Source organism: Granulicella pectinivorans (assembly GCF_900114625.1).
GTDB classification, from domain to species: domain Bacteria; phylum Acidobacteriota; class Terriglobia; order Terriglobales; family Acidobacteriaceae; genus Edaphobacter; species Edaphobacter pectinivorans.
Genome location: NZ_FOZL01000001.1, coordinates 3,201,478 through 3,213,291, shown reverse-complemented (window position 1 = coordinate 3,213,291; position 11,814 = coordinate 3,201,478). Strand labels below are relative to the sequence as shown.

The following is an 11,814-nucleotide window of genomic DNA, read 5'->3' as shown; positions in this document are numbered from 1 at the left end:
TGTATCGCGGCGACGGGGCGCCTATGCGATTGGGCGTTTGCGGGGCACCTGCGAGGCACGCTGCGGAAGACGCTTGCGATCTGCGGGCGGCGTGGATGTGGCCGCTCTGACCTGGTTACGGCCGGCCTGTTTGGCGGCATACATGGCCTCGTCAGTGCTGCGGAGCATCGTGTCGAGCAGGTCGTCCTGCTCCGGAATCCAGCTTGTGACGCCAGCGCTGATGGTGGCGCAACCGAGCGGGCTGGCGTCATGGACGATCTTCGCGTTGAGAATTCCCTGCCGAATTCCCTCCGCGATGGCCACCGCCCCCGGCAAGGCACAGCCAGGGAGAAGCACGACAAACTCCTCACCGCCGAAGCGCGCGACGAGATCCTCCCCGCGGGCCGACTGCTCGGTGAGGACACGGGCGACCTCGCGCAGACACTCATCGCCATACTGGTGTCCGTGGCGATCGTTGAGGAGTTTGAAGCGGTCGACGTCGAGCATGATGAGCGCGATGGGCTGATGGTTGCGGACGGCGCGGCTCCACTCGACCTGGAAGCGCTCGTCGAAGTGACGTCGGTTGTAGAGGCCGGTGAGCCCGTCTCGGACGGAGAGTTCACGCAGCATGGCATTCGCATCCTTGAGCGCACGCTGGCTGAGCACCAGGGCGCTTTGCGATTTGGCGAGTTCGGCATGGGCCTTGCGCAGGCGATAGTACAGCCGCCTATCCAGGTTCGCCGAGAAGAGAGCGACAAACAGCACGAGCGCAGCCGTGACGGAGACGCCGATCTGTCCCAGTTCGTCGATATGAACCGTGTGCGCCGGCGAATATCCCAGAGAGCCCGGCATGAAGTGGACCGCCGACATCGCGATGTAGTGCATGGACGCGATGGCGAGGCCCATGAGCGCACCCGCACCGACACGTACGGTTTCCACCCGCTCCCCCGCGCCACGGACGAGGGTTGCCATGTGGAGGGCAAGCGCGGAGAACACAACGGCCACTCCGATCGAGAGGACGACGACGGGCGTGGAATACATCGGCATGGCGCTCGAGCGCATCGCGGCCATGCCGATGTAGTGCATGCCGCCGATGCCGGCGCCCATGAGGAGACCACCGATCCCCTGCTGCTTCCAGCCCACGTCTTCCGCGCTGACCACGGTGAGCGTTACGGCCGAGGCGGCGATCGCAAGGACAAGAGACAGAACCACCGTGGGGATGTAGTAATCGACCTGGACGGGAAGTTTGACGGCGAGCATGCCGAGGTAGTGCATGGACCAGATGCCGATGCCCATCGCCATGGACCCACCGGAGAGCCAGAAAAACCGGTGCATCCGCGTCTTCGCGACGCGCATCCTGTCGGCAAGGCCAAACGCAGCATAAGACGCCGTCATCGAGAGGACGACGGAGATAGCCACCAGGCGGTACGAATAGGAGAGGGGTAAAGCGTTCACCGGATCATCTCAGGCAAAGCAGTGGATGAAATCGTTTGCAATCAGTTGTCTATACAATGAGCGTACGCTACGTCAGTCCTCCGGGCAAACCCCACGCGAAAAGCCGCATCGTATTTGGTGAGGTATTGTCATGAGCACAGTCGATATCAGCACGAATCCGCAGATTACGCAGGACGACGAAATCAACCCCAAGCAGACCGAGCAGCAGAAGATCGATGAGGTTGCCGGCCAGATGGCACAGAAGGCAGGCAAGGTGGAACATCACTCCGAGACATCGGACAATGTCGGCGGCGTTCGGTCCACAAGCGGCGGCATCTTCACGAAGTAAGCGTCTCTCCCAGGCTGTACCTGAAAAAGCCCTGCCACGCTGGCAGGGCTTTTTCGTGGGCGAAGGGTTAGCTGACGAAGAAGTCTTTGACCTGCTGGATCATCACATCGCGGCCCACATCGGAGATGGCCTCGGTGAGCGGAAGCTGCTTGGGGCAGGCGGCGACACAGTTCATGGCGTAGCCGCACTCCTGGATACCGCCGTCACCGGCGAGGGCGCGGAGACGCTCCTCCTTGAGCACAGAGCCGGCGGGGTCCATGTTGAAGAGGCGGACCTGCGCGATGGTCGCTGCACCGACGAAGCCGGTGGCGTCGTTGAACTGCGGGCAGACCTCCATGCAGATGGTGCAGGAGATGCAGTTCGAGAGAGGGTAACGCTCTTCCTGAATCTGCGGGAACTGGCGCGGTGCGGGGCCGAGGTCGTAGGTTCCGTCGATGGGAACCCAAGCCTTCACCGTCTTCAGGTTCTCGAAGAGCACGGAGCGGTCGACGGAGAGATCGCGGACCACGGGGAACTTCGAAAGCGGTGCGAGGGTGATGGGCTGCTCGAGTTTGTCGACCAGCGCGGAGCAGGCCATGCGGGCCTTGCCGTTGATCAGCATCGCGCAGGAGCCGCAGATCTCTTCGAGGCAGTTCGAATCGTAGGTCACGGGTGAGGTTGCCTGCCCGGTGATGGTGGTCGGATTCAGCGCGATCTCGCCGAGCAGCGAGGTGATGTTCATGTTCGGGCGGTAGGGGATCTCGAACTTCTCGGTTACCGCTGGGCCGTCGGGGGTCGACTGGCGCTTGATCTCGACTTGAATGGTGGTCTGGGTTGCGGCCATGATGATTGCCCTCAGAGGCTGAAGCCCCAATTCTTCTGCGATGCTTGCGGCACGACGAAAAGCCGTGCCCTTCCGTTTTCAGTCGACTGCTTAGCTGGATGAGTAGACGCGCGGACGAGGCGTAATCCACGACGTGTCGACATCCTCGTAGGTGATCTTCGGAGCTCCGTCGACAAAGGAAGCCTTGGTGGTCTTCAGGAATTTCTCGTCGTCGCGGTTCGGGAAATCAGGCTTGTAGTGGGCACCGCGGCTCTCATCGCGAAGACGCGCGCCCTGCACGATGACGCGGGCGAGCTCCAGCATGTTGCCGAGATTGCGGGTGAAGGCGAACGAGGTGTTGGCCCACTGGGATTTGTCGGAGAGATTGATGTTCCTGTAGCGAGCGAGCAACTCGACCAGCTTGGCGTCGGCCTCGTCGAGACCGGCGTTGTACCGCACGATGGTGCAGTGCTTGGTCATGGTGTCGCCAAGCTCGCGCCAGAGCTTGAAGGGGTTCTCCGAGCCGGTGGACGAAAGAAGGACGTTGTTCTTCTCTTTCTGACGCTTCAACTCGGCCGCGTGGCCGCCATCGCCAACCTGCGGCTTGAGCGATTTGGCGTACGCGACCGCGTTGGGGCCGGAGAGGAGACCGGCGTAGATGCAAGAGAGCAGCGAGTTGGCACCGAGGCGGTTGGCTCCGTGGATGGAGTAATCGGCCTCACCCGCGGCGAAGACACCGGGGATGTTTGTCTGCTGCTCGAAGTCGACCCAGAGACCGCCCATGGTGTAGTGGACGCCGGGGAAGATTTTCATGGGCACTTCGCGGGGATCGTCGCCGACGAACTTCTCGTAGATCTCGAGGATGCCTTCGAGCTTATGCAAGCGCTCCTTGGGCAGATGCGTGAGGTCGAGATAGACCATGGGCTGGCCGTCGATGCCCATGTTGTCTTCGTAGACGATCTTGAAGATCTCGCGCGTGGCGATGTCGCGGGGAACGAGGTTGCCGTACTTGGGGTAGCGCTCCTCGAGGAAGTAGTAGCGGTCGGCCTCGGGGATGGACTTCGCGACGCGCTTGTCGTTGCGGTCACGCGGCACCCAGACGCGGCCACCTTCACCACGGGCGGATTCGGACATGAGGCGCAGCTTGTCTTCGCCGGGAATGGCGGTCGGGTGGACCTGGATGAACTCACCGTTGGCGTAGAAGGCTCCCTGCTGATAGAGCGCGGACTGCGCGGAGCCGGTGCAGACGACGGAGTTGGTGCTCTTGCCGAAGATGGCTCCGTTGCCGCCGGTGCAGATGATGATGGCGTCGGCGGGGAACGTTTTGACTTCCATGGTGCGGAGGTCCATCGCGGAGATGCCGCGGCAGACGCCGTTGTCGTCGAGCACGGCGGAGAGGAACTCCCAGCCCTCGTACTTGGTGACCTTACCCTCGGACTCGTGGCGGCGAACCTGCTCATCGAGTGCGTACAGGAGCTGCTGGCCGGTGGTTGCGCCGGCGAAGGCGGTGCGCTGATAGAGCGTGCCCCCGAAGCGGCGGAAGTCGAGCAGGCCCTCGGGGGTGCGGTTGAAGGGCACGCCCATGCGGTCGAGGAGGTCGATGATCGCCGGTCCCTGCGCGGTCATGTTCTTGACCGGGGTCTGGTTGGCGAGGAAGTCGCCGCCGTAGACGGTGTCGTCGAAATGTTTGAGGACCGAGTCGCCCTCGCCCTTGAGGTCCTTGGCCGCGTTGATGCCTCCCTGCGCGCAGACCGAGTGCGAACGCTTGACCGGCACGATCGAAAAAAGGTCGACCTTGCCTCCGGCTTCGGCGATCTTGATGACGGCCGAGAGGCCTGCGAGGCCGCCGCCGACTACGATAATCCTGGGTGCTGCTGCCATAATCGTCTCTCTCGCTTGCTTCTTAGTTCGTTGCCGGTGCGGTGCTGGATTCACCCGCGGTCTGCGATCCCAGCACGGGGATCGGCGCGTCCTTATACTTCGGATTGAAGGCGACCGACCAGATGCTGAGCAGGCCCATGACGCACATGATGGTGCCAAAGGCAGCGCAGGCGTAGCCGGAACGCTTGCGGGCTACGTTGCCCGGGGTGATGCCCCATTTCGCGGCGAAGAGCCAGATACCGTAGGCGAAGTGCCAGCAGGTCGCGATCATCGCGATGACGTAGATGGCGAGCATCCAGGGGTTCGAAAGCTCGACCTGGACCTTGTGGAAGGCCATCGCCGGGTTCTCCGGAAGGCTGACGCCCATGAAGCGCTGGCGGGCCACGTGCTGGATGATGTAGGCGAAGGCGATCAGGCCGGTGACGCGCTGCATGACGTAGCCGAAGTTCCCTGCCCACGGATAGACATTGACGCTGACGCGTCCACGGAAGGCGATGAAGACGCCGTAGAGCGCGTGGAAGGTGAGCGGGATGAAGATGAAGCAGATCTCGAGGACGCGCACGAGAGGCAGCGAGTTGAGGAACTGGACCTGCTTGGCGTAGGCGAGCGGACCGTTCATTGTCTCGTAGTTGGAGACGATGTGCTCGACGAGGAAGGCACCGATGGGCACGATGCCGGAGAGCGAGTGCAGCTTGTGCCAGAGGTACGAGTTGCCCTTCCCGGCGCGCAAGGGTTGCACCCCGCGAAGGGGCGTGGCGGCGGGGGTGGGGCTGGCGGCGGTAGCCATGGGCGGACTCCTGATCTTGAAAGCTTCCGCACGAAGCGGAAACAGCGTGGCAAGAGGATTATTCCGTCCGCCGAGAACGCCCGTCAAGGCGAACGAGCCGATCCGTGCGCTTATCGGACATTCTGTGCGAAAATCACGACTTCCGGTGCTCAGGCTTCCATCGCATCCAATAAAGCCGCCAAAGCTTTACCACGATGGCTCAGGCCGATTCGCTCCTCGGGGGTGAGTTCGGCCATGGTGCGGTCGAGCTCCGCGAGGAGAAAGAGGGGGTCGTAGCCAAAGCCGCCGGTGCCGCGCGGAGCCTCGAGGAGCGAGCCCTCGAGGCTGCCGTCAGCGCTCCAGAGGACCACGCCGTCGCGGGCCGCGGCGAGGGCGCAGCGGTAGCGTCCCTGGCGATGGGGTTTGCCGGCGAGCGCCGCGAGGAGGCAGAGGTTGTTGCGGGCGTCGAGCGTATCGCCCTCGGTGAAGCCCATGTCCTCGGCGTAGCGAGCCGACCGCACGCCTGGGGCTCCGTGGAGCGCATCGATTTCGAGGCCGGAGTCGTCCGCGACGACGAGTTCACCGGGGGCGAGCAGCGAGTAATACTTTGCCTTTACCGCGGCATTGCCTTCGAAGGTCAGCTCATCCTCCGCGGGCGCGGGGATCTCTTTCAGGCCGGGGAGAGGATGAAGCCTGACCCGGCCGCCGGAGGCTACCTCAAAGTCGCGAAGCTTTCCAGCGTTCGTCGTTGCGACGTAGAGCCTCTCGATCGCCTTCGCGGCGAATGGATCTGTTCCCTGTTCCCTGCTCCCTGTTCCCTGCAGTTGCATCTTCCAGTCGAGGAGCTTCGCGTCGAGCGCGGCCTTCTCAGCCTCGGGCACCATGCCCATGTGCTGGTAGATCATCGACAGGCTGGTGCGTGCGAGGATGTCGTTCGGCGCCTCCGCGATGAGAGCCTGGGCGACAGGGAGGGCCTCGTCGTAGCGTGCGGCGACGTCGAGGGCGCGGATCAAGCCGTGCGTGGCATCGCGATGTCCGGCGGCTGAGGCGGTGCGCAGATCCGAGATGGCGGACTCGGTATCGCCGGCGGCCAGGGCGTCGAGTCCCGCGTAGAACAACTTATCCGCATCGAAATCGGGCATGCTGTCAGTATAGGAGACCGCGATGCCCGAGATGAAGGCCCACACCGAGTACCTCACGTTCACCACCCACGACCGTTACGAGATGGTTCACATTACCCCGCAGGTCGAACAGATCGTGCGCCGTTCCGGCGTAGACGATGGACTGTGCTTCGTCTCGCCGATGCACATTACGGCGGCGATCTATGTGAACGACCATGAGGATGGGCTGATCGAAGATATCTCCACATGGCTTGAAAAGCTGGCTCCGTCGTGGCCGGGGTACAAGCATCATCATACGGGCGAGGACAACGCCGACGCCCACTTGAAGGCGCTCCTGCTGCACCACGAGACGACGCTGCCAATCACGAAGGGCACGCTCGATCTCGGGCGCTGGCAGAGGATCTTCTACGCGGAGTTCGATGGACAGCGATCGAAGCGAGTCATCGTGAAGATCCTTGGGGTAACGAAGTAGCACGCAGGATGATCACGTCTACACGGCGGTTCGACATGCGGTTGACCTCGTTGTCGTTGGTGGCGACGGGATGAAACTCGGCGAGTCCCTCGACCGCCATCTGGGCGGGAGGGACGTGTCCGTTGTCGAGGAGGATTCTGCCGATCGCGGCAGCACGCGCACTGGAAAGCTCCCAGTTGCTTGGGAACTGGATGGTGTGGATCGGCACGCCGTCGGTGTGGCCTTCCACGCGCACGGGGCCTTCGGGCATAGCGCGGGCGAGCTCGATCAACATGGGCATCGAAGCCTCACGCACGATGGCCGAGCCTGAGCCGAAGAAGCCATATTCGCGGAGGGAGACGACGAGGCCTTCGGGGGTGGTGCGCAGGACGACGGCGTCAGGACGCATGCCGATGGCGATGGCCTTGGCGACGAGGCGTTCACGCAGTCTTTGTTCCTTGCGCAGCTCGGCCTTCGCCAGCGCGTCCAGGGCTTCCTCTGGGGTCATCGGGGCGGCTGCAACTGCCTTGAGTCCGCCTTCCTTGGTGAAGGCGGTCTGCATCGCTTCGGCGAGTTGTTTCTGCTTCTTCTTGTCGGCCTGACTGGAGGCGAAGAGCACCACGAAGAAGGCGAAGAGAAGCGTCATGAAGTCGGCATAGGAGACCAGCCAGCGCTCATGGTTTGCGTGGTGCTTCTTCTTGCGGATCACGCAGCCACCTCATCGCTGATGGCCTCGGCGGGGCGTATTGCTGCGCGGCGGCCGCCGGCCTTCTTCGGCGACACTAGATATGTCTCCAGCTTTGTCTCGATCATGCGGGGGGTCATGCCTTCGAGAATCGAGATCACCCCGTCGAGCACCATCTCCTGGTTTCGCTGCTCGTCGCGATGCAGGATCTTCAGCTTTCCGGCGGCGGGCAGACAGATGAGATTCGCGAGGCCGACACCGTAGATGGTTGCTACGAACGCCGTCGCAATGCCCTTCCCGACCTCGTCGATGTGATCGAGATGCTGCATCACCTGGATGAGTCCGAGGACCGCTCCGATGATGCCAACCGTGGGGGCGTAGCCTCCGGCTGCCTCGAAGACTGCGGGGATGCACTCGTCAATCTCGGCGCGATTCTCCAGTGACAGACGCATGATGGTGCGGAGCACTTCGGGTTCGGTGCCATCGACGGCCAGCATCAACGTTTGCTTAAGAAAGGGGTTCTTGACCTTGTCGAGTTCGCCGTCCAACGCGAGGATTCCTCCCTTGCGGGCGATGTAGGCAAAGGCGACGATCTGCTCGAGTGTTGCCTCGGCCTTCAGTCCACGCGCGAAGAAGACGCGCATGCCCTGCCCGATGGCGGCCAGCATGACGCGCAACGGAAACTGCAGCATGACCGCGCCGAGGGTACCGCCTAGAACGATCAACGCCGCGGTCGGCTGCACGATCTGCTTCAGGCTTCCGCCTTCGAGCGTCATGCCAAGCAGGATTCCTGCGCACGCCAGAAGAATGCCCAGAAAGCTTCCAATGTCCATCGCGTCTACCCTGCCTTCTGCGCATACCGCGCAGGCCATGCCATGCGCAGTACCTGCGCGTGATAGTGCAGCACAATCTCTGCGATCGCCTCGCATGGCTCCAGCACCACGAGCTTCTCGCCGCCGATCATGGTGAGGACCGTATCGGGCGACGCCTCCATATAGCGAATCAGGTCGCAATTCACCGTCAGGTGAGTTCCGTTCAACCGGGTCAGTTGGATCATGGATGCTCCTCGCTCCGTTCATCGGCGCGAACGCTGCCATCGATAGCGCGCCGGAATCGCGGGGATTGGCGCGGTCCACACGGGAACTAATGCTCTGGAAATGCCCGCCGATGAGGTGTGGGAATGCGGAGCCTTCCGCACGACGGCAAAGGCGAGAGACGGTGCACCGTGCGCCTCCTCTTCCTTCAACATTCCCTGGGGACAGGCGGTCCGCAGTCACCCATACCCCCCAACATCGATCGATACAGGAGCGCATCCCATGTCCTTGGGCGTACTGAATAACATCGCAGCCATCTACGCGCAGAACAACCTCAACAACACGCAGAACAGCCTGCAGAACACCCTGACGCAACTGTCCTCGGGTTCGCGCATCAACTCCGGCGCCGACGACGCAGCCGGTCTGGCCGTGGCGGACGGGCTGCACGCGAACGTCGCCGCTCTCACGCAGTCCTCGCAGAATGCGTCCGACGGCATCGGCCTGTTGCAGACCGCCGATGGCGCGCTCTCGCAGGTCACCAACCTGCTGAACCGCGCCGTGACGCTGGCCACCGAAGCCGCCAACGGCACGCTGACCACCAGCCAGGCTGGATCCGCCAACCAGGAGTACCAGAACATCCTCTCCGAGATCGGGAACATCGGCTCGACGACGAACTTCAACTCGAACTCCGTCTTCTCGAACACCGCGAAGACGGTCTTCGTCTCGGACGGCACGGCAAGCGGCTCGACCTCGTTCTCCGCCGTGGTGGGCGCGCTCTCGGCTTCGAGCGTCGGTGTGACCGCGGGTGGTGCGGCGACTGCGCTCACGGGCTCCGCACCCACGACTTCCGGATCGCCCACGCAGTCAACCAGCACCCTGACCTTCACGTCGGGCCTCTCGACCGCGTCCGGCACGCTCTCGCTCGGCCTGGGTTCGGGCGCGCAACACTCCATCACCATCTCACCGCTGACTTCGCTCTCGGCCCTGGCGACGCAGATCAACTCCGACAGCACCTTCTCGGCGGAGGGCATCAGCGCTTCGGTGTCGGGCGGTGTCGTCACGTTGAAAGGCCCCTCGAGCGGCGCGTCTACCCTGACCGTCGGCACCGGTACGGTCACCGACTCGCTGGCGACGACCGTAACCCCGAGCGTTCCGTCGGCTGGCTCGACCGGCGCATCGACCTCGACGTTCACTCTCACGGGCGCGAACGACACGTTCTCCGGCCAGATCGGCATCGCGGTCGGCACGGGCTCTTCGCATCTGCTGACGGTCTCGTCCGGCACCACGGGCTCCGCGCTGGCGACGGCCATCAACGCGGACACGACCTACGCGGCCGCGGGCGTTTCAGCATCGTTCAACTCGGGGACGGGCGTGCTTACGGTCTCTGGCCCCACGGGCGCGGGCAACACGCTCAATGTGAGTTCCAGCAACCTGAAGGACACACCCGCGCTCGGTGCCGGCGTCGACTTTACCGCTGCCGGTCTGTCATCGCTGAACTCCACCACGGCCAGCTCCGTGCTGACCTCGGTGACCTCCGCGATCTCCGACGTTGCCTATCAGCGCGGCATCATCGGGGCCGACATCAATCAACTCACCGCCGCGTCGCAGGTTGCGTCGTCGGAGTCTGAAAACCTGACCTCGGCCGAGAGCTCCATTCGCTCGACGAACTACGGTCAGGCCACCAGCGATCTCGCCAAGTACAAGGTGCTCTCGGAGACCGGTATCAGCGCGCTCGCCCAGGCCAACAGCGTGCAGCAGGAAGTCACCAAGCTGCTCCAATAAAAAGCATCGTGTTTCCGTGGGCGGATCCGGCCGAAGGGATCCGCCCCGCTTTTTTAGAAGCGGCTAATCCCGGTCTGAAAACCCTGGCCCAGCGATTGCATCTGCCTACCTCGCAACCACCCAAATGCAAGGGAGAACCCGATGGGAACCGTCGGACTCAGCTTCGGAAATCTCGCCACCGGCTCAGGCTTCGACGTCGCCGGCACCGTGACCTCGATCCTTGCGATCGAATCCGGGATCGAGACGCCGTGGAAGAATCAACTCACCGCACTGCAGGCGCAGGACACGGCCTTCAGCACACTCGGTAGCGATCTTTCCTCGCTCTCGACAGCGCTGGGTGCATTGACCAACTTCGATGGCGTGATGTTCTCGAAGCTTGGGTCGAGCTCCGATACCAACGTCCTGTCGCTTTCCTCTGCCAGTGCGTCGTCGATTGCGGGCAGCCACACGGTCACGGTGACCTCGCTGGCCTCCACCTCTTCGATGTATTCGGATCGCGTGAGCAACCTCTCCGACACGCTGAGCGGAAGCCTGGAGATCCAGGTTGGATCGAGCGATCAGACGATCACGCTCGACAGTTCCAACAACACACTGAAGACGCTCGCCGCATCGATCAACTCAGGCTCCTACGGTGTAACCGCGAGCGTGGTGCAGGATACGACGGGCTACCGTCTTTCGCTGGTGAGCAACCAGTCAGGAGCAGCCGGACAGATCACCCTGACGCCCGCGCTGACCGACACGACCAACAGCAATACCACGATCAACTTCGCCACCGGACAGACCGGTGCGGATGCCGTGCTGAACGTCGATGGACTCGACACGACCAGCGCTTCAAACACGGTGACCACGGCTATTCCCGGTGTCACTTTTCAGCTTCTCGCTGCGGCGCCGAACACGCCGGTCCAGGTGCAGATCACCAACGATAACTCGAGTGTCGAAAGCGCGTTCGCCACCTTCGTCACGGCATACAACCAGCTCGTCTCGGACATGGCGACGCAGGAGGGCAAGGACTCCAGCGGCAATGCCGAGCCGCTCTACGGCAATCCCACGCTGCAGAGCATCCAGACGCAGCTCTCGCAGGCGCTCAACGGTGGATCGAAGGTGGGGGGCATCGCGAACATGCAGCAGCTTGGCCTAAGCGTCGGACAGGATGGCAAGCTCACGCTCGACAACAGTACGCTCGACGCGGCGCTGAACTCCAACTTCGCCGACATCACCGGCTTCCTGCAAAACAGCGGCAGCTTCGGGCAGAGCCTGACCACGACGCTGAACTCACTGGGAAGCGTCTCGACGACCGGTGCGATCTATCTGGCCAAGCAGGAGAACACGGCCAAGGAGACTGCGCTCAACCAGAGCATCGCCGATGAAGACGCGCGGCTTGCTACGCAGAAGACCAACCTGACCAACGAACTGAACGCCGCCAACCAGATTCTGCAATCCATTCCCGATCAGCTCTCCGAGATCGACCAGATCTACTCCGCCGTGACGGGATACAACACGGGCAACGGCAACTAACGCAACGCAAGAGGA

The 11,814-nt window shown here is 62.9% G+C and carries 12 protein-coding genes; 4 read left to right on the top strand and 8 right to left on the bottom strand.

Features of this window, described 5'->3' with window-relative positions:
- Nucleotides 1-21: 21 nt before the first annotated feature.
- Entirely contained in the window at nucleotides 22-1,434 is a 1,413-nt protein-coding gene (locus BM400_RS12730) for an MHYT domain-containing protein (protein WP_089839504.1), read from the bottom strand.
- Between the two features lie 130 nt (nucleotides 1,435-1,564).
- On the opposite strand from BM400_RS12730, the gene BM400_RS12725 reads away from it, so the two are divergent.
- Nucleotides 1,565-1,762, top strand: coding sequence for a hypothetical protein (locus tag BM400_RS12725; RefSeq protein WP_089839503.1), 198 nt, complete (start codon nucleotides 1,565-1,567; stop codon nucleotides 1,760-1,762).
- A gap of 67 nt (nucleotides 1,763-1,829) precedes the next feature.
- Here BM400_RS12725 and sdhB read toward each other — a convergent pair whose 3' ends face one another.
- The 4 genes from sdhB to BM400_RS22920 form a co-directional block, all read right to left on the bottom strand.
- Nucleotides 1,830-2,585 carry a succinate dehydrogenase iron-sulfur subunit gene (gene sdhB, locus BM400_RS12720; RefSeq protein ID WP_089839502.1) on the bottom strand — a complete coding sequence of 252 codons (756 nt, stop codon included), beginning with the start codon at nucleotides 2,583-2,585 and terminating at the stop codon, nucleotides 1,830-1,832.
- A 90-nt stretch (nucleotides 2,586-2,675) separates the two neighbouring features.
- Entirely contained in the window at nucleotides 2,676-4,445 is a 1,770-nt protein-coding gene (gene sdhA / locus BM400_RS12715) for a succinate dehydrogenase flavoprotein subunit (RefSeq protein ID WP_089839501.1), read from the bottom strand.
- A 22-nt stretch (nucleotides 4,446-4,467) separates the two neighbouring features.
- Entirely contained in the window at nucleotides 4,468-5,232 is a 765-nt protein-coding gene (locus BM400_RS12710; RefSeq protein WP_089841887.1) for a succinate dehydrogenase/fumarate reductase transmembrane subunit, read from the bottom strand.
- 149 nt (nucleotides 5,233-5,381) lie between these two features.
- On the bottom strand, nucleotides 5,382-6,353 hold the full coding sequence (locus BM400_RS22920; protein WP_342714587.1) for a non-canonical purine NTP pyrophosphatase: 972 nt from the start codon (nucleotides 6,351-6,353) through the stop codon (nucleotides 5,382-5,384).
- 22 nt (nucleotides 6,354-6,375) lie between these two features.
- Here BM400_RS22920 and BM400_RS12700 point away from each other — a divergent pair, with 22 nt between their 5' ends.
- Nucleotides 6,376-6,804, top strand: coding sequence for a secondary thiamine-phosphate synthase enzyme YjbQ (locus BM400_RS12700; protein ID WP_089839500.1), 429 nt, complete (start codon nucleotides 6,376-6,378; stop codon nucleotides 6,802-6,804).
- Here the strand turns inward: BM400_RS12700 and BM400_RS12695 are convergent.
- The 3 genes from BM400_RS12695 to BM400_RS12685 are packed head-to-tail and all read right to left on the bottom strand — an operon-like array spanning nucleotide 6,773 to nucleotide 8,525.
- The gene (locus tag BM400_RS12695) at nucleotides 6,773-7,492 is read right to left on the bottom strand and encodes an OmpA/MotB family protein (RefSeq protein ID WP_245781854.1); all 720 of its coding nucleotides are present in this window, start codon (nucleotides 7,490-7,492) and stop codon (nucleotides 6,773-6,775) included. The two genes, BM400_RS12700 and BM400_RS12695, sit on opposite strands and share 32 nt — an antisense overlap.
- Nucleotides 7,489-8,301: a flagellar motor protein gene (locus tag BM400_RS12690; RefSeq protein ID WP_089839499.1), complete on the bottom strand. Its 813-nt coding sequence runs from the start codon at nucleotides 8,299-8,301 to the stop codon at nucleotides 7,489-7,491. The genes BM400_RS12695 and BM400_RS12690 overlap by 4 nt, the downstream gene beginning before the upstream one ends.
- A gap of 5 nt (nucleotides 8,302-8,306) precedes the next feature.
- The gene (locus tag BM400_RS12685; protein ID WP_089839498.1) at nucleotides 8,307-8,525 is read right to left on the bottom strand and encodes a flagellar FlbD family protein; all 219 of its coding nucleotides are present in this window, start codon (nucleotides 8,523-8,525) and stop codon (nucleotides 8,307-8,309) included.
- 259 nt (nucleotides 8,526-8,784) lie between these two features.
- Between BM400_RS12685 and BM400_RS12680 the strand changes: the two genes are divergently transcribed.
- Nucleotides 8,785-10,284, top strand: coding sequence for a flagellin N-terminal helical domain-containing protein (locus BM400_RS12680; RefSeq protein ID WP_089839497.1), 1,500 nt, complete (start codon nucleotides 8,785-8,787; stop codon nucleotides 10,282-10,284).
- A 141-nt stretch (nucleotides 10,285-10,425) separates the two neighbouring features.
- Complete coding sequence (fliD, locus tag BM400_RS12675) at nucleotides 10,426-11,799, top strand: flagellar filament capping protein FliD (RefSeq protein WP_089839496.1); 1,374 nt, start codon at nucleotides 10,426-10,428, stop codon at nucleotides 11,797-11,799.
- Nucleotides 11,800-11,814: the final 15 nt, after the last annotated feature.